The 23,776-nt window shown below is 74.6% G+C and carries 15 protein-coding genes; 7 read left to right on the forward strand and 8 right to left on the reverse strand.

Going from position 1 to position 23,776, the window contains the following annotated elements:
* Positions 1-70 precede the first annotated feature (70 nt).
* Positions 71-1,279: an acyl-CoA dehydrogenase family protein gene (locus DDW44_RS03360; protein ID WP_108905480.1), complete on the forward strand. Its 1,209-nt coding sequence runs from the start codon at positions 71-73 to the stop codon at positions 1,277-1,279.
* Between the two features lie 304 nt (positions 1,280-1,583).
* On the opposite strand, the gene DDW44_RS03365 is transcribed toward DDW44_RS03360, so the two are convergent.
* The 6 genes from DDW44_RS03365 to DDW44_RS03390 all read right to left on the reverse strand — a co-directional run bounded on the left by DDW44_RS03365 (position 1,584) and on the right by DDW44_RS03390 (position 13,163).
* Complete coding sequence (locus DDW44_RS03365; RefSeq protein WP_108905481.1) at positions 1,584-2,015, reverse strand: DUF5955 family protein; 432 nt, start codon at positions 2,013-2,015, stop codon at positions 1,584-1,586.
* A 9-nt stretch (positions 2,016-2,024) separates the two neighbouring features.
* Entirely contained in the window at positions 2,025-4,277 is a 2,253-nt protein-coding gene (locus tag DDW44_RS03370) for a hypothetical protein (RefSeq protein WP_108905482.1), read from the reverse strand.
* A gap of 270 nt (positions 4,278-4,547) precedes the next feature.
* On the reverse strand, positions 4,548-5,270 hold the full coding sequence (locus DDW44_RS03375) for a vWA domain-containing protein (protein WP_018890321.1): 723 nt from the start codon (positions 5,268-5,270) through the stop codon (positions 4,548-4,550).
* A gap of 249 nt (positions 5,271-5,519) precedes the next feature.
* Positions 5,520-6,980 (reverse strand): glutamate synthase subunit beta, encoded by a 1,461-nt coding sequence (locus DDW44_RS03380; protein ID WP_017947502.1) that lies wholly within the window; start codon positions 6,978-6,980, stop codon positions 5,520-5,522.
* On the reverse strand, positions 6,973-11,562 hold the full coding sequence (gene gltB, locus DDW44_RS03385) for a glutamate synthase large subunit (RefSeq protein WP_108905483.1): 4,590 nt from the start codon (positions 11,560-11,562) through the stop codon (positions 6,973-6,975). Before gltB ends, DDW44_RS03380 begins: the two co-directional genes overlap by 8 nt.
* A gap of 872 nt (positions 11,563-12,434) precedes the next feature.
* Positions 12,435-13,163: a VIT1/CCC1 transporter family protein gene (locus DDW44_RS03390; protein ID WP_017947500.1), complete on the reverse strand. Its 729-nt coding sequence runs from the start codon at positions 13,161-13,163 to the stop codon at positions 12,435-12,437.
* Between the two features lie 234 nt (positions 13,164-13,397).
* On the opposite strand from DDW44_RS03390, the gene DDW44_RS03395 reads away from it, so the two are divergent.
* The 6 genes from DDW44_RS03395 (at position 13,398) to DDW44_RS03420 (ending at position 21,423) form a co-directional block, all read left to right on the forward strand.
* The gene (locus DDW44_RS03395) at positions 13,398-14,393 is read left to right on the forward strand and encodes an ADP-ribosylglycohydrolase family protein (protein WP_017947499.1); all 996 of its coding nucleotides are present in this window, start codon (positions 13,398-13,400) and stop codon (positions 14,391-14,393) included.
* Positions 14,394-15,076: 683 nt separating this feature from the next.
* Positions 15,077-16,291, forward strand: coding sequence for an ADP-ribosylglycohydrolase family protein (locus DDW44_RS03400; RefSeq protein ID WP_244224182.1), 1,215 nt, complete (start codon positions 15,077-15,079; stop codon positions 16,289-16,291).
* Between the two features lie 73 nt (positions 16,292-16,364).
* The gene (locus DDW44_RS03405) at positions 16,365-17,531 is read left to right on the forward strand and encodes an ADP-ribosylglycohydrolase family protein (protein ID WP_108905484.1); all 1,167 of its coding nucleotides are present in this window, start codon (positions 16,365-16,367) and stop codon (positions 17,529-17,531) included.
* Positions 17,528-19,174: an ADP-ribosylglycohydrolase family protein gene (locus DDW44_RS03410; RefSeq protein ID WP_108905485.1), complete on the forward strand. Its 1,647-nt coding sequence runs from the start codon at positions 17,528-17,530 to the stop codon at positions 19,172-19,174. The genes DDW44_RS03405 and DDW44_RS03410 overlap by 4 nt, the downstream gene beginning before the upstream one ends.
* A 147-nt stretch (positions 19,175-19,321) precedes the next feature.
* The gene (locus DDW44_RS03415) at positions 19,322-20,629 is read left to right on the forward strand and encodes a CaiB/BaiF CoA transferase family protein (RefSeq protein WP_208647929.1); all 1,308 of its coding nucleotides are present in this window, start codon (positions 19,322-19,324) and stop codon (positions 20,627-20,629) included.
* Complete coding sequence (locus DDW44_RS03420) at positions 20,626-21,423, forward strand: HpcH/HpaI aldolase/citrate lyase family protein (RefSeq protein ID WP_017947495.1); 798 nt, start codon at positions 20,626-20,628, stop codon at positions 21,421-21,423. The genes DDW44_RS03415 and DDW44_RS03420 overlap by 4 nt, the downstream gene beginning before the upstream one ends.
* A 189-nt stretch (positions 21,424-21,612) precedes the next feature.
* Here the strand turns inward: DDW44_RS03420 and lgt are convergent, their stop codons facing one another.
* Positions 21,613-22,641 carry a prolipoprotein diacylglyceryl transferase gene (gene lgt, locus DDW44_RS03425; protein ID WP_108905486.1) on the reverse strand — a complete coding sequence of 343 codons (1,029 nt, stop codon included), beginning with the start codon at positions 22,639-22,641 and terminating at the stop codon, positions 21,613-21,615.
* 286 nt (positions 22,642-22,927) lie between these two features.
* Positions 22,928-23,731: a DsbA family protein gene (locus DDW44_RS03430; protein WP_411354564.1), complete on the reverse strand. Its 804-nt coding sequence runs from the start codon at positions 23,729-23,731 to the stop codon at positions 22,928-22,930.
* Positions 23,732-23,776 lie beyond the last annotated feature (45 nt).

Consider the following 23,776-nt stretch of genomic DNA (forward strand, 5'->3'; position numbering starts at 1 on the left):
GGACCGCGTGACCGGCAGGACCGCGTGACCGGCCGGGCCTTGTGACCGGCCGGGGAGGGGGAGGCATCCCGTGAGGTTCCTGCCGACCGACGAACAGCTGGCGTTCACCGGGTCGTTGCACACGATGCTGGCGGCCGCCGGCACACCGGCCGCGGCCCGCGCCTGGGCGGCCGGGGACCCGGCACCGGGCCGGGCCGTGTGGGCCCGTCTTGCGGAGGCCGGTGTGTTCGCGCTGGCGGTACCGGAGTCCCGCGGCGGCCTCGGCCCGCTGCCGGCCGAACTGGCCCTTGCCTTCGTGGAGCTGGGGCGTCACGCGGTACCGGGTCCGCTGGTCGAGACGGTCGCGGCGGCGGCGCTGCTGACGGCGCTGGAGGAGCCGGCACCGGCCGAGCGGCTGCTGCCGGGCATCGCGGCGGGCGAGGTCATGGCCACCCTGCGGCTGCCGGGTCCCGGCCCGTACGCCCTGGACGCCGACGCTGCGACATGCGTGCTGGTGGTGGACGCCGCCGTGCCCGGCCCCCGGCCCGGACCGCCCGGCGGCGGGGGTGCCGGAGACGGTGCCGACGACGGTGGCGCAGACGCCAACGGCGGTGGCGGGCGCGGCATCAACGCCGGGGACGGGGCCGTGGGGCGGGACGTGGGCGGGGGCGGGGGCGGGGGCGGGGAGAGGGTAGAGAACGGAGACGGCAACAGCGGCGGGAGCGGGGACGCTTCCCGTCGGGGGCCGGGCGCGGCCCGCCCGCAGGCCCTGCGGATCGCACCCGGTCACGGCCCGGTCCGGGCGTCGGTGGACCCGGTCCGCAGGCTGGCCGTACCGGAGGAGGGCGGTGAGGTGCTGGCCGCCGGCCCCGGCGTGGCGGCCGCGGCGGCCCGGGCCGCGGACTGGGCCCGGCTCGCCACCGCCGCCCAGGCCCTCGGCGCCGGGCTGGCGCTGCTGGACCGGACCGCGGAGCACGTCGTGCGGCGCACCCAGTTCGGCGTGCCGATCGGCTCGTTCCAGGCGGTGAAGCACCGGCTGGCGGACACCCTGATCGCCCTCGAGTTCGCCCGGCCGCTGGTCCTCGGCGCCGCCGTCTCCATGGCCCGCGCCGACATCGCCGCGGCGAAGGTCGCGGCCGGGGAAGCCGCCTACGGTGCCGCCCGTACGGCCCTCCAACTGCACGGCGCGATCGGCTACACCGAGGAGCTGGACCTCGCGCTCTGGCTGCGCAAGGCACGGCCGCTGCGGGACGCCTGGGGGACCCCCGCGCAGTGCCGGGCGGCCGTGCTGCGGCCGTAGGGCGTACCGCGTGGGTCCCGCCCGGCCCGGGAAGAACTACCCGGCCGGGGAGGTCCCGCCCGGCCGGGGAGGTTCCGCGCGAACTCCCCCGTGGCCGTGGCCGTCCGGGCACGAACGGCGCCCCCACCCGGCGTCGCCGGGCGCCGGCGCCGCCCCGCCGCACCCTCGACCCTCGCCCGCCGTGCGACCGCGCACACCGGGCACCCCGCTCGCGCGGCGCGGGCGGCAGACGCCCCGCTCGCCACCCGTCCTCGTTCCCACCGGAGCGGGCCGTGCCGGGTACGCGCCGCCCGTGCCACCCGCCTCAGAACGACTGCACCACCTGGGCGAGTTCGCCGACCGCCGTGGCGAGCGGCGCCACCGGCTGGACGAAGGCGGTCAGCCGCTCCAGAGCGCGCCGCACCACCCCGGGTTCGGGTGCGCCCTCGTCGAGTTCCTCGCGCAGCCGGCGCAGCTCCACCCGCGGCGTCCGCTGGTCCGGGAGTTCCGCCCGGTGCCGCTCCAGCAGCAGCTCGATCAGCTCCATCAGCTCGGCGGCCCGTTCGCGCTGCTCGGGTGCGAGGGCCTGGAAGCCGATTTGGCCGGCGACGGCCCGCGCCCCCGGCCCCACTGCCTGGTTGCCGACCTGGCTGTGCCCGCCGTACTGCTGGACGCCCAGGTTGACCGCGGGCCCGCCGGGGGGCCGCTGGGTGTGGTCCGGGTACGGCGGCGAACCGTCGGCGCTGGGTTGGGACATCGGGGCCTCCTATCGCCTGGGGGTCCGGTCGGCGGCCGGTGCGGCCGCGACCTGGGTGGTGGCCTGGGCACCCTGGCCGACGGCCTGGTTGGCGACCACGCTCACGCCGCCCTGCTGGAGGACACCGTTGTTGAGGATGGTCTGTGTCTGGGTACGGAAGTCGGCGGTGTCCACGCCGTGTTCGTCCAGGAACTCCCGTACGGCCGCCAGGGTGTGCCGGTCCAGTGCGGCGAGCGCGCTCTCGGCGTCGCCGCGCTGGAAGTGGTTGAGGTAGGCCGGACTGAGCGCGGCCTCGCGGATGCTGAGCCGGGCTCCGCGGTCGAAGGCCGGGTCCTGGGCGGCGGCCTTCCGCTCCCGCCCGAGGGTGCGGGTCCTGCGGGAGCCGTAGCGGGCGTACCGCAGGGCGGAGGCGGGTGCGGCGAACAGCGCGGCGCCGGTGCGCCGCAGGGCGGTCAGCGCCAGCGCCCGCCGGTGCTCGTCGGTGAGCCTCGCGGGCAGTGAGTCCACGGCGTGCAGGTCGGGGCGTACCGGACCGAGGATGTGCCGGTCGCACCGCAGGTGCAGCGTCCTGCCGGACACGGCCACCTGCAGGAACTGGCTGGGCACCACCTCGTCCCCCCAGAGCGGCAGATGGGCGGCCAGGTGGTGGCGGGCCGGGCCCTCCGGGTTCAGGGCGATCCGTCTGACCTCGGGAGCGGGCAGACGGGTGGCGGGCGCCCGTCCGGGGTGGGGCAGGAGGAGGGCGTTCGCCGCGACCTGCGTACCGCTGACGAGTACCCGGTCCTCCAGTCGCAGCCCCGTCAGGCCCCGGCCGTCCAGGAGGGGCTCGCCCGGGTGCCGTCCGGCCGCGTTCCGCAGCCCGGACCGCAGGCACTCCACCACGTCCCAGGCGTCGAAGGGAGTGACGGTGCCCCGCTCCGCCCTGGAGCCGGACGGGCTCTGGGCGGGCAGCAGCGGGATCGACAGGGCCCAGTGGGAGTCCTTCCCGGAGTGGCCGATGAACGGCGAGAAGCCGCTGTAGACGGTGACGTTGCCGTGCTGAGCCTCGGCCAGCTTCGTGATCCGGGCCTGCGCCCACGGTTCGGCGGGCAGCGGCTGGGGCACCGCGTCCGGGGAGAAGGACTCTCTGCGGAGCATGCGGAGCCGGGCGTCGACGTCCCGTTCCGCCGCGGCCACCGTGCGGAAGGCCAGCACGCCCGCCACGAGCACGGCGAGCAGCGCCGGTATGCCGCCGAGATAGCCGCCGAACAGCCATGCCGGGAACCCCGGCAGCGGGAGCGCGGACAGGGCGAGGCCCATCGGTAAGGCGGTGGCGAGCAGGGCGGCGCCCGTCACCGCCAGCCGCCGCACGGCCTGGCCGAAGTCCGGCAGTTCACGGCCGCGTAAGGAGCGTCCCGGCACCCGGGCCGCCGCGCCCAGGGCTTTGAGGGCCAACGCGCCGAACAGCAGCCAGAACGGGGCGAACAGCAGCACCGGGCCGAACGCCAGTGTCAGCCGCCGGTCCCTGCGCGCCGTCAGCCGGCGGGCGGCCAGGCAGTGCCGGGCGACCGGGACCAGGTCGACGCCGGGCGACACCGCGACGGCGGCCAGTTCGTCGGCCAGTACGTCCTCGACCACGAGGCGGGCGAACGCCGGGTCGGTGTAGGCCGCCGCGCACAGATAGCGGGTGGCGTCGCCCGGGGCGCTGCCGGTCGGGGCGGTGGCGGGTCCGTCGGGTGAGGTCATGCCCCTCTTCCTTTCGCGGGTGCGGCCCGCCGCTCCGCGACCGGCCGGCGCGGGGGTGCCCGCTACGGCGAAGACGGCGGCCACGACGAGGCCGAGCAGGACTCCGAAGCAGAGCGAGTCCACGAGGATGTAGACGAGGGCCGCTGACGGGTCCGGGCCGAAGGCGAGCGCCGTGGCGGGGTCGCCCCACAGGACGAGGGCCCAGGAGGGCAGCGCCGCGAGCAGGGCGATGAGCACCCCGGTGCCGAGCGCGGCGGCCCACTGGGCGCCCCGTGCCCCGGATGCGGGCCGGACCAGCCGGGGTACCAGCAGCGCGATGCCGAGGATCACGGCCACGAAGCCGGCGTTCCCGCTCCAGGCGATCGTGGCGGACTGGGGGTCGGGCCCGGGTGTGAGGTCCCAACGGGGTACGTACAGCGCGCGGTACAGCAGTTCCAGTACGCGGTTGTCCGTCCATCCGGCGGTCAACGCGTCCACGACCCACGGACTTCCCACCACGACGACGAGCGCGCAGAGCAGGACGACTGTCCCGCGCAACGAGTTCCCCGTACTGCCCGCCCGCCCCATGAGCCCTCCCCCGACGGCCTCCGCTGCAGCACTGTAGGGCAGCGGTGGCCGCCTGTCAGGCGAATGCCCCGTCCGCACGCGCCGCCGAGCCGCCCGGGCCGGTGCGGTGCCGCGCCGCACCGCACGCTCACCCGGGCCGACCAGCGTGCTCAGGGGCCGACTGCAGCGCGCGGTCACATCCGGGGTGCCCGCCCGCCGTCCGTTCGGCCCGCCCGGCCGGGGTCCGGCCGGGTGCCGGCGTCAGGAGCGCACGATCCCCGATGCCCGCGCGGTCGCCAGCCATTCCGGGAACTCGGACACCAGGTGGTCGTACAGTTCTTCGTCGCTGAGCCGCCGTGGATCCCGCCCCGCGTGGAAGAAGCCCGCGTTGTCGACGGGGCGCTTCGCGGGGACCGCCAGGTCGTCGAGTCTGCGCAGGAAGTCGAACTGCCGGCTGCCGGGGTCGCCGAAGCCGATGAACTGCCAGAACATCGGCAGCTTCGCCGCCTTGCACACATAGCGTTCTGCGGCGGCTCGGTTGCTGGGGCCGCCGTCGGTCTGGAAGACGACGAGGGCGGGCTCGGTCGCGCCGCTGTCCAGGTAGTGGTCGATGACCGCGTCCATCGCGAGGTGGTAGTTGGTCCTGCCCATGTGACCGAGCCCGGCCACGATCCGCTCTATGCGGCCCTCGTGGCCGGCGAGTTCGACGTCCGTCTCGGCGTCGATATCCGTGGAGAAGAAGACGACGGGGACGCGCCCGTCGTCGTCCAGATGGGCCGCGAGGCCGAGGACCCGGTCCGCGAGGGCCTGGACGCTGCCGTCCTGGTAGTAGGGCCTCATGGAGCCGGAGTAGTCGACCACCAGGTACACCGCCGCACGCCGGTCGCTCAGCCCGTGCTTGGCCAGCGAAACCCCGGCGGACTTGTAGAGGCTGACGAGGGCGGGCGCGGTCTCCTCGATCTTGCGCAGGCTGATGGCCGCCATGGGTGTGTCTCCGTTCGCCGGGCATCCGCGGGTCCTGTGCGGGCCGGCACCCGTGCCGTGGGACTGCGCCGGAAAGGGGACACGCGCACCGCGAGACTACGGGCGCGTACCGTCACCGGGGAAGATGCCGCGGCGCCCGCCCATCATCCGGTCGGGGACGGGGGCAGGCGCCGCGTCTGTTCCGTACGCCTTTGTACGGGACGTCTATGAGGGACCGTCAGTGTACGGTCCGGATGGTGAACCGCCGGATCAGACCGTCAGGGAGCGGTCCGTCGGGCGGATCGGGGCGGGCAGTTCGCTCGCGCCTGTGAGGTAGCGGTCCACTCCGCGCGCCGCGGAGCGGCCCTCGGCGATGGCCCAGACGATCAGGGACTGGCCGCGGCCCGCGTCGCCGGCGACATAGACGCCGTCGACGTTGGTGGCGAAGTCCGCGTCGCGGGCGATGTTGCCGCGCTCGTCCAGCGCCAGGCCGAACTGGGTGACCAGGCCGTTCTCCACGTCGGTGCCGGTGAAGCCCATGGCGAGGGTGACCAGCTGGGCCGGGATGGCCCGCTCCGTGCCGGGCTTCGGGGCCGGCCTGCCGTCGACGAACTCCACCTCGACGAGGTGGAGGGACTGGACGTTGCCGTCCGCGTCGCCCTCGAAGTGGGTGGTGGAGACGGAGTAGACCCGCTCGCCGCCCTCCTCGTGCGCGGACGTCACCTTGTAGAGCATCGGGAACGTCGGCCACGGCTGGCCGGAGCTGCGCTCCTCGCCCGGCCGGGGCATGATCTCCAGCTGGGTGACGGACGCCGCGCCCTGGCGGTGGGCGGTACCGACGCAGTCGGCGCCGGTGTCGCCGCCGCCGATGACGACGACGTGCTTGCCCTCGGCGGTGATCGGCGGGGTCACGAAGTCGCCCTCGACGACCTTGTTGGAGAGCGGCAGGTACTCCATCGCCTGGTGGATGCCGTTCAGTTCACGGCCCTGCACCGGAAGGTCCCGCGCGGTCGTGGCACCGGCGGCGATGACGACCGCGTCGAACCGCTTGCGCAGGTCCGTCGCCGTCAGGTCGCGGCCGATCTCGATGCCGGTGCGGAACTTGGTGCCCTCCGCGCGCATCTGCTCGATGCGGCGGTTGACGTGCCGCTTCTCCATCTTGAACTCGGGGATGCCGTAGCGCAGCAGACCGCCGATGCGGTCGGCGCGCTCGTACACCACCACGGTGTGGCCGGCGCGGGTCAGTTGCTGGGCGGCGGCGAGGCCGGCCGGACCGGAGCCGATGACCGCGACGGTCCTGCCGGACAGCCGCTCTGGCGGCTGCGGCTTGACGTCACCCGTGTCCCACGCCTTGTCGATGATCGAGACCTCGACGTTCTTGATGGTGACGGCGGGCTGGCTGATGCCGAGGACGCACGCAGCCTCGCACGGGGCGGGGCAGAGCCGTCCGGTGAACTCCGGGAAGTTGTTCGTGGCGTGCAGCCGCTCGCTCGCCGCCTGCCAGTTCTCGCGGTAGGCGTAGTCGTTCCACTCCGGGATGAGGTTCCCGAGCGGGCAGCCGTTGTGGCAGAACGGGATGCCGCAGTCCATGCAGCGCCCGGCCTGCTTGCTGATGATCGGCAGCAGGGAGCCGGGGACGTAGACCTCGTTCCAGTCCTTGACGCGCTCGGCGACGGGACGGGTCTCGGCGACCTCGCGCCCGGTGGTCAGGAAGCCCTTGGGGTCAGCCATGGGTCGCCGCCTCCATCATCTTCTCGGTGGTCTCCCGCTCGGAGAGACCGGCGAGCTCAGCGGCTTCCTTGGCGGCGAGCACGGCCTTGTACGTGATCGGGATGATCTTGCTGAACCGGTCCGCGGCGGCGGGCCAGTCGGCGAGGAGCTTCTCGGCCACGGTGGAACCCGTCTCCTCGTGGTGGCGGCGCACGACGTCGTGCAGCCACTCCTTGTCGGTGTCGCTCAGGGTCTCGACGGCGTTCGCGTTGCCGGCGTTGACGTTGTCCTCGTCGAGGTCGACGACGTAGGCGACACCGCCGGACATGCCGGCCGCGAAGTTGCGTCCCGTCTCGCCGAGGACGACGGCGTGCCCGCCGGTCATGTACTCGCAGCCGTGGTCGCCCACGCCCTCGGAGACGACCAGCGCACCGGAGTTGCGGACGCAGAAGCGCTCGCCGGTGCGGCCGCGCAGGAACAGCTCGCCGCCGGTGGCGCCGTAGGCGATGGTGTTGCCCGCGATGGTCGAGTACTCGGCCAGGTGGTCGGCGCCCCGGTCGGGGCGGACGACGATCCGGCCGCCGGAGAGGCCCTTGCCGACGTAGTCGTTGGCGTCGCCCTCCAGGCGCAGGGTGACGCCGCGCGGCAGGAAGGCGCCGAAGGACTGGCCGGCGGAGCCGGTGAAGGTGATGTCGATGGTGTCGTCGGGCAGGCCCGCCCCGCCGAACTTCCTGGTCACCTCGTGACCGAGCATGGTGCCGACGGTCCGGTTGATGTTGCGGATCGCGACCTGGGCGCGGACCGGCTGGGCGTCCTCGGCGGTGGCCGCGGCCAGCGCGTCCGCGGACAGCTTGATCAGCTCGTTGTCGAGGGCCTTCTCCAGGCCGTGGTCCTGCTCGACGAGCTGGTGGCGGACGGCGCCCTCGGGCAGCTCCGGCACGTGGAACAGCGGTGCCAGGTCCAGTCCCTGGGCCTTCCAGTGGTTCACGGCGCGCGTGGTGTCCAGCAGTTCGGCGTGGCCGACGGCCTCGTCCAGGGTGCGGAAGCCCAGCTCGGCGAGGATCTCGCGGACCTCCTCGGCGATGAACTCGAAGAAGTTGACGACGAACTCGGCCTTGCCGTTGAAGCGCTCGCGCAGCACCGGGTTCTGCGTGGCGATGCCGACCGGGCAGGTGTCCAGGTGGCAGACGCGCATCATGATGCAGCCGGAGACGACGAGCGGGGCGGTGGCGAAGCCGAACTCCTCGGCGCCGAGCAGCGCGGCGATGACGACGTCGCGGCCGGTCTTCAGCTGGCCGTCGGTCTGCACGACGATGCGGTCGCGCAGGCCGTTGAGCAGCAGCGTCTGCTGGGTCTCGGCGAGGCCGAGCTCCCAGGGGCCGCCGGCGTGCTTCAGCGAGGTGAGCGGCGATGCGCCGGTGCCGCCGTCGTGCCCGGAGATGAGGACCACGTCCGCGTGGGCCTTGGAGACGCCCGCGGCGACCGTGCCGACGCCGACCTCGGACACCAGCTTCACATGGATGCGGGCGGCCGGGTTGGCGTTCTTGAGGTCGTGGATCAGCTGCGCCAGGTCCTCGATGGAGTAGATGTCGTGGTGCGGCGGCGGGGAGATCAGACCGACACCCGGGGTGGAGTGCCGGGTCTTGGCGACCCACGGGTAGACCTTGGGGCCGGGCAGCTGGCCGCCCTCGCCGGGCTTGGCGCCCTGGGCCATCTTGATCTGGATGTCGTCCGCGTTGACCAGGTACTCGGAGGTCACGCCGAAGCGGCCGGAGGCGACCTGCTTGATGCTGGAGCGGCGCGCCGGGTCGTACAGGCGCTCCGGGTCCTCGCCGCCCTCACCGGTGTTGGACTTGCCGCCCAGCTGGTTCATGGCGATGGCGAGGGTCTCGTGCGCCTCCTGTGAGATGGAGCCGTACGACATGGCGCCGGTGGAGAAGCGCTTGACGATCTCGGCGGCCGGCTCGACCTCGTCGAGGGGGATGGACGGGCGGCCTGACTTGAAGCCGAACAGGCCGCGCAGCGTCATCAGCCGCTCGGACTGCTCGTTCACCCGGTCCGTGTACTTCTTGAAGATGTCGTACCGCTTGGTGCGCGTGGCGTGCTGCAGGCGGAAGACGGTCTCCGGGTCGAACAGGTGCGGCTCGCCCTCGCGGCGCCACTGGTACTCGCCGCCGATCTCCAGCGCGCGGTGCGCCGGGGCGATGCCGCTGGCCGGGTACGCCTTGGCGTGCCGGGCGGCGACCTCCTCGGCGATCACGCCCAGGCCGGCGCCGCCGATCTTGGTGGCGGTGCCGTCGAAGTACTGGGCGACGAAGGCGTCGTCGAGGCCGACGGCCTCGAAGACCTGGGCGCCGCGGTAGGAGGCGACGGTCGAGATGCCCATCTTGGACATGACCTTGAGGACGCCCTTGCCGAGGGCCTTGATCAGGTTGCGGATCGCCTGCTCGGGCTCCAGGCCCTCGATGAAGGTCCCGGCGCGCAGCAGGTCCTCCACGGACTCCATCGCCAGGTACGGGTTGACCGCGGCGGCGCCGTAGCCGATGAGCAGCGCGACGTGGTGCACCTCGCGGACGTCGCCGGCCTCGACCAGCAGGCCCACCTGGGTGCGCTGCTTGGTGCGGATGAGGTGGTGGTGGACGGCGGAGGTGAGCAGCAGCGACGGGATCGGCGCGTGCTCGGCGTCGGAGTGCCGGTCGGAGAGCACGATCAGCCGGGCGCCGCCCTCGATGGCGGCGTCGGCCTCGGCGCAGACCTCGTCCAGCCGGGCGGCGAGGGCGTCGCCGCCGCCGGAGACCCGGTAGAGACCGGACAGCGTGACGGCCTTCATCCCGGGCATGTCGCCGTCGGCGTTGATGTGGATGAGCTTGGCCAGCTCGTCGTTGTCGATCACCGGGAACGGCAGGGTGACCGAGCGGCAGGACGCCGCGGTCGGGTCCAGCAGGTTGCCCTGCGGGCCGAGCGAGGAGAGCAGCGAGGTGACCAGTTCCTCGCGGATGGCGTCCAGCGGCGGGTTGGTGACCTGCGCGAACAGCTGGGTGAAGTAGTCGAAGAGCAGCCGCGGGCGCTCGGAGAGGGCCGCGATCGGCGAGTCGGTGCCCATGGAGCCGATCGGCTCGGCGCCGGTGCGGGCCATCGGCGCGAGCAGGACGCGCAGTTCCTCCTCGGTGTAGCCGAAGGTCTGCTGGCGGCGGGTGACCGAGGCGTGGGTGTGCACGATGTGCTCGCGCTCGGGCAGGTCGCCGAGTTCGATGATCCCGGCGTCGAGCCACTCCTCGTAGGGGTGCTCGGCGGCCAGCGCGGCCTTGATCTCGTCGTCCTCGATGATGCGGTGCTCGGCGGTGTCGACGAGGAACATCCGGCCCGGCTGGAGGCGGCCCTTGCGGACGACCTTGGCGGGGTCGATGTCCAGGACGCCGACCTCGGAGGAGAGGACGACCAGGCCGTCGTCGGTGACCCAGTAGCGGCCGGGGCGCAGGCCGTTGCGGTCGAGGACCGCGCCGACCTGGGTGCCGTCGGTGAAGGTGACGCAGGCCGGGCCGTCCCAGGGCTCCATCATCGTGGAGTGGTACTGGTAGAAGGCGCGCCGGGCCGGGTCCATGGACTCGTGGTTCTCCCACGCCTCGGGGACCATCATCAGCACGCTGTGGGGCAGCGAGCGGCCGCCGAGGTGCAGCAGCTCCAGGACCTCGTCGAAGGAGGCGGAGTCGGAGGCGTCCGGGGTGCAGACCGGGAAGATCCGCTCCAGGTCCCTGTCCCCGAACAGCTCGCTGACCAGCTGCGACTCCCGGGCCCGCATCCAGTTGCGGTTGCCCTTGACGGTGTTGATCTCACCGTTGTGCGCCACGAAGCGGTACGGGTGGGCGAGCGGCCAGCTCGGGAAGGTGTTGGTGGAGAACCGGGAGTGGACCAGGGCCACGGCGGTGGCGAAGCGGCGGTCCGAGAGGTCCGGGAAGAAGGGCTCCAGCTGGCCGGTGGTCAGCATGCCCTTGTAGACGATGGTGCGGGCGGACAGCGACGGGAAGTACACGCCCGCCTCGCGCTCGGCGCGCTTGCGCAGCACGAACGCCTTGCGGTCGAGGGCGATGCCGCTGATCACTCCTCCCCCGGTGCCTTCGGCCCCGGGGGCTGCGCCGCTCACGAAGAGCTGGCGGAAGACGGGCATGGTGGAGCGGGCGGTGGCGCCCAGCAGCTCGGGGGCGACGGGGACGTCGCGCCAGCCCAGGACCTCCAGGCCCTCCTCGGCGGCGATCGTCTCGATCCGCGAGACGGCGTGGTCCGCGGCGCCCTGGGGGACGAAGGCGATGCCGACGGCGTACGACCCGGCCTCGGGGAGCTCGAACCCGGCGACGTCGCGCAGGAAGGCGTCGGGGACCTGGAGCAGGATGCCGGCGCCGTCGCCCGAGTCGGGCTCGGAGCCGGTGGCACCGCGGTGCTCGAGGTTGCGCAGTACGGTCAGCGCCTGCTCGACCAGCTCATGGCTGGCAACACCGGTGAGGGTGGCCACGAACCCGACACCGCAGGCGTCGTGTTCGTTACGGGGGTCGTACATCCCCTGCGGGGCGGGGCGACCGTCCATGGGCGACCAGGCGTCGGAACGCATCGGCTCTCCCGTCGTCGTCGTGGCATATGGCGGTGCCGAGGGACGACGTTGGCCCTCCGCTGAAATTTCGTGCAGGTTACATGATGGAGTGGTTCTCGGGAAGCGGATAACCCATTCCAACATGCGGACACCGCGCAAGGGGATCGAGATGGCGGCGCAGGTGGGGGCGGGTGCGGACAGATCGCTTGGATCGGCGTCCCCGGACCCGGGATACAGAGCAGGCTTCGTTGCCCGCAGCGCTTGTGGCTCATGCCCGGCGGTTAAGGATTCGAAACCGCCGAGTAACGCCCCATGATGTGAGGCCAAGGACAAGTGTCGCACCTCACGGCCCGATAGGGCAGCAGGGCGGCGGCGGGAAATAGGTCACAGCCCCGGAAGGAGCCCCCGGAGGCGGCGAGCGGACGGGGGACGCCTTGGCGGGAAGGGTTCGCCGGGAAGTTCCGGCATCGAAGGGCGCAAGCCTCCCCGGACCCCGAAGGCCCAGGCATGGAGCGATCTCGGCCATCGAAGCCCAGGCACGGGATTCCGCCGGGCCCCGACGACCCCTCGAACCCAAGCGGGGCCCCGGGCCCTGGACGACCCCGGAAAAGTGTCGCCCGGCACCCCGTGGGCCCCGTGCCCCGGCCCACCAGCCGGCACGGGATCGCCCTGGTAACCGGATACACCCGGAGTTGCGCGTCGGCGCGGCGTGGGGGTACCTCCCGTACCCGAAGGGCTACGGGGGGCGGGGCACCTCCGTACCCGAACGGCGACGGGGGCACCTCCCGTACCCGAAGGGCGACGGGGGTGGCGTGCGGGCGCCGCACGCCGGTCCACCGGGGTCTCGGGACCGGCCCCGACCGGGCCGTTGGACCGCGGCCCCGACCGGACCGTCAGACCGCGGCCCCGACCAGGCTGCCGATCGCGTACGTCACGGCCGCGGCGGCGCCGCCCAGGGCCAGCTGCCGGAGCCCGCTGGACCACCAGCCGCGCACGGTCACCCTGGACACCAGCGCTCCGCAGGCGAACAGCCCCAGCAGCGCCAGCAGCACCGCGGGCCACAGCGAGGTGGCACCCAGGAGGTACGGCAGGACCGGCAGCAGCGCACCCAGGGCGAACGAGGCGAAGGACGAGACGGCGGCGACCGTCGGGGAGGGCAGGTCGTCCGGGTCGATGCCCAGCTCCTCGCGGGCGTGGATCTCCAGTGCCCGCTCAGGATCCCTGGACAGCTGCACGGCCACCTCGCGGGCGAGCCGGGGCTCCACACCGCGCGCCACGTACAGCGCGGCGAGCTCCTCCATCTCGTCGACCGGGTGCTTGCGCAGCTCGCGGCGCTCGACCTCGAGCTCCGCCTGGACGAGCTCGCGCTGCGAGGCGACCGAGGTGTACTCGCCGGCGGCCATCGAGAAGGCACCCGCCGCCAGTCCGGCGAGACCCGTGATCACGATGGTCTGCGGGGACACCGCCCCGCCCGCGACACCGCTCATCAGGGCGAGGTTGGACACGAGCCCGTCCATGGCGCCGAACACCGCGGGCCGCAGCCAGCCGCCGTTGACGTCCCGGTGCGTGTGGTTGTCGCGGTGCGCCTCGTGAAGCGTCGCCTCGGTCTCGATGATGGACACAGCTCTCCCCTCGCTTCCGGAGCGGTCCGCGTCCGCGTCCCACCCCTTTCCCGCTCCCGAAAGTACGCTCGATGTAAGGGGCTCGCCAGCAAGGCAGGCTTTACTTACCTGGTCAGAGCGGTGGGCTTCGCACCTGGGCCGGACGTGTGAACCGGGGTTTCCCGCGCCCGCACCCGGCGTCCCGCGGGGGACAGATCGAGGATCAGGCCCCAAGGGGTGCGAAGGAGTGGCGCGGTGGACTGGATTGCATGCGATCGGGCCCGCGGCGCGCTCCTGGGGCTGGCCGTGGGCGACGCCCTCGGCGCGCCGGCGGAGAACATGCGGCCCTCCGAGATCCGCCGCCGCTGGGGCCGTATCGAGGGCTTCGTGACCGACAGCCCCGCGGGCACGGACGACACCGAGTACGCGATCTTCTCCGGACTGCTGCTCGCCCGGCACGGGTCGGCGCTCACCGTGGCACACGTCGAGAAGGCGTGGCACCACTGGATCGCGGACCTGGACGAGGGGCCGTTCCGGGGTGCCGGCTTCAGTGAGCGCGGCACCCTGGAGAACCTGCGCCGCGGGCTGGCGGCGCCCATCACCGCGCAGCACCGGCACGCCTGGAGCGACGGGCTCGCCATACGGGCGGCGCCGTTCGGGGTGTTCGCCGCGGGATCCCCCGGCGAGGCGGCCCGGCTGGTGGCCGTCGACGGCTGCGTGAGCCACGACGGCGAGGGCATCTACGGCGGGCAGGCGGTGGCGGCGGGGGTGGCCGCGGCGATGGCGGGAGCCGGCCCGGCGGGAGTGATCGGCGCTGCCCTGTCCGCCGTCCCCCTGGACTCCTGGACGTCGCGCTCCCTGCGCCGGGCGGTCGTCGCCGCGGAACGGGCGGGGACGGATCCGCTCGGCCGCGAGCGGACGGTCCGCTCCGCGGTCGTGGTCGGCGGCTACCCGTGGACCGACCTGGCGCCCGAGGCGGTCGGTCTGGCCTTCGGCGCGTTCGCCGCGGCCCGGGGCGACTTCCGCACCTCGGTGCTGACCGCGGTCAACATGGGCCGCGACGCCGACACCACCGCGGCGGTCGCGGGCGCGCTGGCCGGGGCGATGTCGGGCGCCTCCGCCATCCCCCCGGACTGGGCCGCCGCGATCGGCCCGGTCCGGGGCAGCTGCCTCCCCTCCATGCGGGGCTACCACGTCCTCGACATCGCCGACCTGCTCACGCCGTACGACGACGCCGAGGCCCTGTCATGACCCCCCGCCCGCTCGACTCCACCACTCCGGACCAGCCCGCCCCCGACGCCCCGGACACTCCCCTGGACCTGGCGGCCGGCACCCCGGACACACCGGACGACGGGCCGGGGGAAGCGGCCCGGACCCCGGGTCCGGCCACAGGTCCGGCGACAGGTCCGGTCCCGGATCCGGCCACAGGTCAGGCCATAGCTCCGGTCCCGGACGAGGAGGAACGGCCCGCCCCGGCGAACGCCGGGTCCGGGGGGCCCGCGACGCACGGGCCCCCGGCCGACCCCACGAGCACCGACCTCACCGCGCGGAACCACCCGGCGCCCGGCGGCTCCGCCACGACGCACGGGCCCCCGGCCGACCCCGCCGGCGCGAACCCCACCGCGCCGGAGCGCTCGCCGAAGCCGCGGCACGCACGCCCGGTGGGGCGGCCGGAGCACGGGGCGGACCGGACCAGGCACCACCGGTCGCCCGAACACCAGTCGCCCGAACACCGGTCGCGCGGTGCGGCGGCGGACGACGGCACGGCCACCGCACGGGCCCGGCGGGCGGACGCCCCCGACGCTGCCGGGGCCGGGGGCCGCGGCCCCGTCGCGGGGTGGGGGTACTCGTCCTGGCTGCGCCCGGCGGCAGCCCGCCCCGGCGAGGCCGCGGGGACCGCCGCTCCCCCCGGGCACGACGCGTACCGCACCCGGATCGAGGGGCTGCTGCTCGGGCTCGCCGCCGGTGACGCCGCGGGGTGGCCGGCCGCGCGGCACCGGGCCGCGCGGATGCCCGAGTGGACCCGGCGCCTCACCCGTGAGCTCGACACGTTCGCCGAGCAGAACGCCACGACCACACTGCCGGTACCGATCGCCCTGAACCAGCCGCCCGAACCGCTGCGCCTCGGCCCGTCCGACGACGCGGAGTGGGCCGCCTTCACCGCCGAGACGGTCCTCGCCTCCGCCGCCGAGCGGTTCGACGGCCTCGACCCCGGCCGCCGGGTCCGCAGCGCCGTCGACCTCGCCTGGAACGCCCTGGCCGCGAAGATCGCCGCGGCCGAGGCCCGGGCTCCCGAGGTCGAGGCGGCCGTGCCTCCCCTCCGTGCCCGGATCTCCGTACGCGCGGGCCTCGGCAATCTCGCCACCGGACTGCGCCCGCCCGCCACGGGCCACGACAACCCGCACTACTTCGACGACGCCGCCTGCGTACGCGCCGCCGTGCTCGCCGTCGTCCACCCGGGCGACCCCCGGATGGCCGCCGAGCTGGCCGAGTTCGACGCGCGCTACACCCAGGACGGCGACGGCGTGCACGGCGCCCGCGCCATGGCGGCCGCCGTCGCCGCCGCACTCGGCGGCGCTCGGGTGGACGCCGCCGTCGACGCCGCCCTGGCCGAACTCCCCGAGGCCACCGAGATCGGCCGAAACGCCCGGCACGCCCTGGCGCTCGCCCGCCACGCGGAGGACGCGTTCTCCCTCGTGCCCCTGCTGGAGCACCAGATCGTCGACCACGTCTACAGCTACGGCATCGCCGCCGCCGAGACCGTGCCCGTCGCCCTCGCCCTGGTGACGGCGGCGCGCGGCCGGATGGGCGGGGCCCTCCCCGCCGCCGCGTGCCTGTCACGCGTCGCGGACTCCGCGCCCGCCCTCGCCGGCGCGCTGACCGGGGTCCTCGGCGGGGCGCGGGCCGTTCCCGCGACCTGGCGGGACGCCTGCCGCACCCTGGCCGGCTGCGCCCTGCCCCGCCTCGCCGGTACGGACCTGCTGGAACTCGCGGGACGGCTGGCCCGCGTCATCCGCCCACCGGACGCACCCCCGGAAGCACCGCACGCCCCGCCGTCCACCGCCCCACCGTCCACCGCGGCGGCGGCCCCCGCGGCCCCGGCCACTGCCGCCACCGGCGGCGGACCCGGCCGGTCCGCGGGCCGGTAACTCGCCTCTCCCGGCCGCGAATCCCCGACGCCGCCTGCCTCCCCCGCACCCGCCCCGGGTGGACAATTCCGGCATGACACTCTCAGCGCACGCGGTCGCCACGCTCGACGACCGGATCACCGGCTCCCTCGTCGGCGCCGCGGTCGGCGACGCGCTCGGCGGACCGGTCGAGGGATACACACCGGAGCAGATCGTGGAGCGCCACGGCGGCCGCGTCCAGGGCGTCGTCGGCCCCTGGCACGGCGACGACTGGCGCACCGCCCGCCCCATCGCGCCGTACCACAAGGGGGACGGGCACGTCACCGACGACACCCTGATGACGCACGCCCTCGTCCGCGTCTACGCCACCGTCCGGGACCACCTGGACGCCTACGCCGTCGCCGACCACCTCGTACCGGACCTGGTCTCCACGCCGCGCTGGATCCCCGAGCTGGAGGCCGAGGCCCTCCCCCTGCAGCGGCTGTTCCTCGCCGAGAAGTGGCTCGCGGCCCGGCTGCACTACGGCCATGCCGACCCGCGCGAGGCCGGTACCGGGAACATCGTCAACTGCGGTGCGGCCATGTACATGGCCCCCGTCGGCCTGGTCAACGCGGCCAACCCGGCCGCCGCCTACGCGGAGGCCCTGGACGTGGCGGGCGCCCACCAGTCCTCGTACGGGCGTGAGGCCGCGGGTGTCCTCGCCGCCGCGGTCGCCGCGGCCTGCGCGCCCGGGGCGACCCCGGAGTCCGTCGTCGGGACCTGCCTGTCGCTCGCCAAGGACGGCACCCGCTCGGCGATCGAGGCGGTGGCCGAAGTCGCCTCCCGACACAGCGACTTCGAGCCCGCGCTGCGTCCGCTGCGGGAGGCGGTCGCACCGTTCGACACCGTAGGGCCCGACTACCGCGCCCCCTCCCTGGCCGCCCGCCGCCCCTCGCGGCTGCACTCCGTCGAGGAACTGCCCGTCGCGCTGGGCATGCTGCTCATCGGTGACGGCGACTACCGCAGGACCGTGCTGGGTTCGGTGAACTACGGCCGGGACTGCGACTCGATCGCCACGATGTCCGGGGCGCTCGCGGGCGCGCTGTACGGGGAGGAAGCGATCCCCGCCGACTGGGTGAAGACCGTCGCCGAGGCCAGCCGCCTCGACCTGCACGCCCCGGCCCGCACCCTCACGGAGGTCGCGTACGAGATCTTCGCCCGCGACACCCGGCGCCGCCGGGCGCACGAGGCCGCGTTCGCCGCACTGGCGGACGCCCGGTGAACCTCCGGCTCACCTGGGTCCAGCCCGAGGACCTGGTAGGCCACGAGCTGCGCCAGGCCGCCGAGGACGGCCGGGACGCCTCTGCGGTCGCCGTCCGCTGGCGGGCGGCGGGCGGCACCCCGGCGCCCCCGGCCTCGGGGGCCTCGCCCCGGCCCGCCCCGCCCGGGCTGCGGGCGCTGGCGATCCGGCTGCTGGACGAACTGGACGCGCTTCCCGCTCCGCTCGCCGACCGCGAGCCGACGAGCCTGCCCGCCATCAGGGCGGCGTGCCCCGACTGGCCCGAGTCCCGGCCACGGGGCGCGCCCGGGCGGGCGGGGCACGGGACGGAGGACCGGCCGCAGGCCGGGCCCGGGCGTACGCCGGAGGACCGGCCGCGGCTGGACCCGCGGGACGGCACCCACGACCGGCGGCGGGGCACGCAGGCCGGTACGGGCGACCGGGATCGAGTCACGCCTGACGGCACCCACGACCGGCGGTGGGGCACGCCTGACGGCACCCACGACCGACAGCGGGGCGCGCCTGACGGCACCGACGGACGGAAGCGAGGAGCGCCCGGGCACGGGCCCGGCGGCCCGCCGGAGCGGCGGCTGCATGCCGCCTGGCTCGGCCGGGCGGCCGGCTGCCTGCTCGGCAAACCCGTGGAGAAGCTCCCCCTGCACGCCATCCGCGCACTCGCCCGCGCGACCGGCAACTGGCCGCTCTCCACCTGGTTCACCGCGAAGGGCGTACCCCCCGGGCTGCTGGCCGCGCACCCCTGGAACCGCCGCTCCGCCCCCACCTCGCTCGCCGAGAACATCGACGGCATGCCCGAGGACGACGACCTCGACTACCCGCTGCTGAACCTGCTCCTCCTCCAGCGGTACGGGCAGGGCTTCGGCACCGCCGACGTCGCCCGGCTCTGGCTGGACGAACTCCCCGCCGGCCGTACGTTCACCGCCGAGCGGGTCGCGTACCGCAACCTCCTGCAGGGCGTGGAACCGCCGGCCACCGCGACCCGGCACAACCCCTTCCGGGAGTGGATCGGCGCCGCCATCCGCGCCGACGTGCACGGCTGGACCCACCCGGGGGACCCGGCCGCGGCGGCCGAAGCGGCCCATCGGGACGCGGTGCTCACCCACACCGCGAACGGCGTCTACGGGGCCATGTTCGTCGCGGCGGCACTCGCCGTCGCGGCCGGCGGGGCCGCGGACGTGCACATGTGCCTGCGCGAGGGGCTCCGTGTCGTCCCGCCCCGCTCGCGGCTCGCCGGGGCCGTGCGCCACGGCATCGCCACCGCCGCCGCGCACCGCGACTTCGACACCGTCGTGGACCGGCTGCACGCCGCGCACGGCGCCTACCACTGGGTGCACGCCGTCCCCAACGCGGCCCTGCTGGCCGCCGCGCTCACTCACGCGGACGGCGACTTCACCGGCAGCATCTGCCGTGCCGTGTCGGGCGGCTGGGACACGGACTCCAACGGCGCCACCGCCGGCTCGCTGGCCGGGCTGCTCGCCGGCCGCCCCGACCGCCTGCCCGAGCGCTGGACCGCACCGCTGAGGAACCGTCTCGCCACCACCGTCGGCGGGTTCGACGGCGTCGGCTTCGACACGCTCGCCCGCCTCACCTGCGCCCACGTCACCCACCGGGAGGATGCGTGCCCTTGACCGGTGTCACCGGGCCCGGCAGTGCCGTCCCGTACCTCGTCGCCCACGTCCCGGGGTCGCCACGGCACGCCTGACGCCCCCGCCACCCCCGCCAAGCCGCCACCGCCGCACCGCACACGGCCCGCAGGAGACTCGCAAGGAGCCCCCATGCACGACCCCGACGCCGCCGACGCCGCCGACGTCTCCGCCCGCCAGTCCGTGCCTCACGGTGCGCCTCCCGGTGCGCCCACCGGTGCGGCCCCTGGTGCGCCCCTCGGTGCGCCCGCCGCCTGCGGACCGCTCACCGGGCTGCGCGTCCTCGACCTGGCCACCCTCTTCGCCGGGCCGCTCGCCGCGACGATGCTCGGCGACTTCGGCGCCGATGTGATCAAGGTGGAGCACCCCCGCAAACCCGACCCGTCGCGCGGCCACGGACCCGGCAAGGACGGCGTCGGGCTGTGGTGGAAACTGCTCGGCCGCAACAAGCGGACCATCACGCTCGACCTGTCCACCCCGGGCGGCCGCGAGACGTTTCTGCGGCTCGCCGCCACCGCGGACGTCGTCGTCGAGAACTTCCGCCCCGGCACGCTGGAGCGGTGGCGGCTCGGCTGGGAGGAGCTGAGCGCCGCCAGTCCCCGGCTGGTGCTGGCCAGGGTCACCGGCTTCGGCCAGTTCGGCCCGTACTGCCACCGGCCCGGCTTCGGCACCCTCGCCGAGGCCATGAGCGGGTTCGCCGCGCTCACCGGCGAACCGGACGGCCCGCCCACCCTGCCGCCGTTCGGCCTCGCCGACTCCATCGCGGCTCTCGCCACCTCCTACGCCGTGATGACCGCGCTCACCGCCCGTGCCGCCACCGGTCGCGGCCAGGTCGTCGACATGGCCATCATCGAGCCCATCCTCACCGTGCTCGGACCGCAGCCCATCTGGTACGACCAGCTCGGCTACGTCCAGCCGCGCACCGGCAACCGCTCCCGCAACAACGCCCCGCGCAACACCTACCGCGCGGCCGACGGCAGCTGGCTCGCCGTCTCCACCTCCGCGCAGTCCGTGGCCGAACGCGTGATGCGGCTCGTCGGCCGTCCGGAGCTGACCTCCGAGCCGTGGTTCGCCTCGGGCAGCGGCCGGGCGGAGCACGCCGACCTGCTCGACGAGGCCGTGGGCGCCTGGATCGCCCGCCACACCCAGGACGAGGTGGTCGCCGCCTTCGACAAGGCCGAGGCCGCGGTCGCCCCCGTCTACGACGTACGGGACGTGATGGCCGACCCTCAGTACCGGGCGCTCGACAGTGTCACCGAGGTTCCCGATCCGGAACTCGGACCGATCCGTATGCAGAACGTCCTCTTCCGCCTCTCCGAGACCCCCGGCGGTATCCGCTGGGCCGGCCGGCCGCACGGAGCGGACACCGACGCCGTGCTCGGCGAACTCGGGCTCACCCCCGGCAGGATCGCCGGCCTGCGTGCGGAAGGCGTGCTGTGACCCCGCTCACCTGGCTGTACGCGCCCGGCGACCGCCCCGAGGTGGTCCACAAGGCGCTCTCCTCCGGCGCGGACATCGTGATCGTCGACCTCGAGGACGCGGTCGCGCCGCACCGCAAGGCGTACGCCCTCGCGGCCACCGCCGAACTGCTCTCGTCCCCCCAGCCCGTGCCGGTCCACGTCCGCATCCACGCGGAACGGGACATCGTCCCGCTGGCCCCCCTGCCGGGCCTGGCGGCTCTGCGCATCCCCAAGGTGACACGCGCCACCGACATCCGGGTCCCGGCGAGGCTGGCACCCGGCACGGCGCTGTACGCGCTGCTGGAATCGGCGGGCGGGGTGGAGCACGCCTTCGCCATCGCGACCGCCGACCCCGCGGTGCGCGGCATCGCGCTCGGCGAGGCGGATCTCCGGGCGGACCTGGGGGTACGCAACGACACCGGACTGGACTGGCCGCGCAGCCGGGTCGTCGTCGCCGCCCGCGCGGCGGGTCTGCCCCCGCCGACGCAGTCGGTGTTCCCCGACATCCGCGATCTGGACGGCTTGGCGGCGTCCTGCGCCCACGGCCGCTCCCTGGGGTTCCTCGGCAGGGCCGCCATCCACCCCCGGCAGCTCCCGGTGATCGAGCGCGCCTACCTGCCCAGCACGGAGGAGGTGGAGGCGGCCGAGGAGATCGTCAAGGCGGCGGCGACCGACGCGGGCGCCCTGGCCCTCCCCGACGGCCGCTTCGTGGACGCGGCCGTCGTCGCCGCGGCCCACCGCACGCTCTCCCTCGCCGGGCGCGACGGCGGGTGACCCGCGCGGGGCGAGTGACACGCGCGTGGCGAGTGACACGCCCCGCCTCCGCACCGGCCGACCGGTGCAGACCGGGCCGCGGGCAGCCGGTGCGGCGCGGCGCCGGAAGCCGCAACGCCCCGGGGCCGCCCGGCCATGACGGCGGGCGGCCCCGGGGCATCACTCGGTGTGCGCGGTCCGGGCTCCCGATCAGCTTCTGCCGGCGGACCCGGAGTCGGCGGGGTCGCCCTCGGCGTCCTTGCCCGGTGACGGCGCCCCGGAGCCGGGAGTCCCGGCGGAGGCGGATGCGGAGGCGGCGAGGGAGGCGGAGTCCGCGTCGCCCTCCGTGCCCGCGATGCCGTCCTCGCCCTTGTCACCGTCCTTCTCGCCGTTCTCGCCCTTCTCGCCGTTCCCGCCCTGCCGCACGGCCGCAGGCTCGACGACCTCCTCGCGGCCCGGGCGGAGCCGGGCGGAGACCACGATGTAGACCACGGCCAGGACGAAGACCAGCATCGCCGTCCAGACGTTCAGCCGCAGGCCGAGGATGTGGTGCGCCTCGTCGACGCGCATGTACTCGATCCAGGCCCGGCCGGCGCAGTACGCGGCGACGTACAGCGCGAACGCCCTGCCATGGCCGAGCCGGAAGCGGCGGTCCGCCCAGATCACCAGCAGCGCCGTACCGACGCACCACAGCGACTCGTAGAGGAACGTCGGGTGGTAGAGGCCGGCCTCCCGGTTCACGCCCTCGCTGATCTCGAGGGCCCACGGCAGGTCCGTCGGCTTGCCGTACAGCTCCTGGTTGAACCAGTTGCCCCAGCGGCCGATCGCCTGCGCGAAGGCGATGGCGGGCGCGATGGCGTCGGCGTACGCGGGCAGCGGGATGCCCCGGCGGCGGCAGCCGATCCACGCACCGACCGCGCCGAGCGCGATGGCGCCCCAGATGCCGAGGCCGCCCTCCCAGATCTTGAACGCGTCGACCCAGTTCCGGCCCTCGCCGAAGTACAGCTGGTAGTCGGTGATCACGTGGTACAGGCGGCCGCCGACGAGGCCGAAGGGGACGGCCCACACGGCGATGTCCGCCACCGTGCCGGCTTTGCCGCCGCGGGCGATCCAGCGCCTGTTGCCGTACCAGACGGCCACGAAGACACCGATGATGATGCAGAAGGCGTAGCCGCGCAGCGGAAGCGGTCCGAGGTGGACGACACCGGTGGACGGGCTGGGGATGTAGGCAAGGTCCATGGCAGGTCCGACGCTACCCTGCCGGGCCAGGGGCACGGCAACCGACCGCGCAACGTCTGCATAACGAGCCCCCGTGGCCCACGGCCTTCACCCATGGGCCCGCACGAGGGCCGGTCCGTGCCGACGCGGCCGCCGGCCACGGGCCCGCGCGGCCACCCCCGCACCTGGGCCCGCACCTGGGCCCGCACCTGGGCCCGCGCGGCCGCCCCGGGGAACGCGCGGGGCGGGCCGGCCCCTGTGCGTACCCGGCCGGGCAGCCGCGACGGCCCACGCGGCTGCTTCCGTGTCAGGAGGCGGCCGGGCTGGGCTGCCCCGTGCGCGGCTTCTTGCCCTGGTTGGCCTCGGCGACCCACTTCCGCAGGTTCTCGGGGCTCATCTGCTCGCCGTCCTTCTGCGGGAACACGGACTCGCCGTTGAGGAGCACCGTCGGGGTGCCCCGGAAGTTCTTCTCCTCGAAGGCCTGATCGGACTTCTCCACCCAGGCGTCGTGCCTGCCGGACTCCACGCACTCGGTGAACGCGGGGGTGACCAGGCCCGGCACCTTGCCCGCCAGCTCGATCAGCCGCTTGTCGTCGCCGAAGGCGTCCTCGCTCTCCGGAGGCTGGTTCTGGAACAGCACGTCGTGGTACTCCACGAACTTCCCGGCGTCCTGCGCACACGCGGCGGCGTTGGCCGCCCGGCGCGAGCCGTTGCCGCCCATGCCGCCGTCGATGATCGTCGCGAGGTGGTACCTGACCTTGAGCTGGCCCGAGTCGGTCAGCTCGTGGATGGTGTCCCTCATCACGTTCTCGAACTGGGCACAGGCGGGGCAGCGGAAGTCCTCCCAGATCGTGAGCGTGGACGGCGCGCCGGCGGCGCCCGCCGGGAGCGCGAGGGCGTCCTCGCCCTGGGCTCCGCTCGGCGCGACCACCGGGCCGCCCGCGGTGGAGCCCTGGTCCTTCCCGCCGCCGCCCGCCGCGATCACGCCGACCACCGCGGCCAGGCCCAGCACGCCGACCACCGCGGCGGACACGATCAGCAGGCGCCGCCGCTTGTCACGGGTCTTCTGCAGCTCGCGTTCGCGCTTGAGCCGCTCGCGCGCGGCCCGCATTCCGTCATGGTTGTTCTCGCTCACGACCACAGCAACGAACCGGGG

The sequence above is a fragment of the Streptomyces tirandamycinicus genome, from assembly GCF_003097515.1.
Classification (GTDB): domain Bacteria; phylum Actinomycetota; class Actinomycetes; order Streptomycetales; family Streptomycetaceae; genus Streptomyces; species Streptomyces tirandamycinicus.

Coding starts and splice junctions, on each gene's coding strand:
- DDW44_RS03365 (WP_108905481.1), bottom strand. CDS start 2,015: ATGTCCCAACCCAGCGCCGACGGTTCGCCGCCGTACCCGGACCACACC.
- DDW44_RS03375 (WP_018890321.1), bottom strand. CDS start 5,270: ATGGCGGCCATCAGCCTGCGCAAGATCGAGGAGACCGCGCCCGCCCTC.
- DDW44_RS03380 (WP_017947502.1), bottom strand. CDS start 6,980: ATGGCTGACCCCAAGGGCTTCCTGACCACCGGGCGCGAGGTCGCCGAG.
- gltB (WP_108905483.1), bottom strand. CDS start 11,562: ATGCGTTCCGACGCCTGGTCGCCCATGGACGGTCGCCCCGCCCCGCAG.
- DDW44_RS03405 (WP_108905484.1), top strand. CDS start 16,365: ATGACACTCTCAGCGCACGCGGTCGCCACGCTCGACGACCGGATCACC.
- DDW44_RS03415 (WP_208647929.1), top strand. CDS start 19,322: ATGCACGACCCCGACGCCGCCGACGCCGCCGACGTCTCCGCCCGCCAG.
- lgt (WP_108905486.1), bottom strand. CDS start 22,641: ATGGACCTTGCCTACATCCCCAGCCCGTCCACCGGTGTCGTCCACCTC.
- DDW44_RS03430 (WP_411354564.1), bottom strand. CDS start 23,731: ATGCGGGCCGCGCGCGAGCGGCTCAAGCGCGAACGCGAGCTGCAGAAG.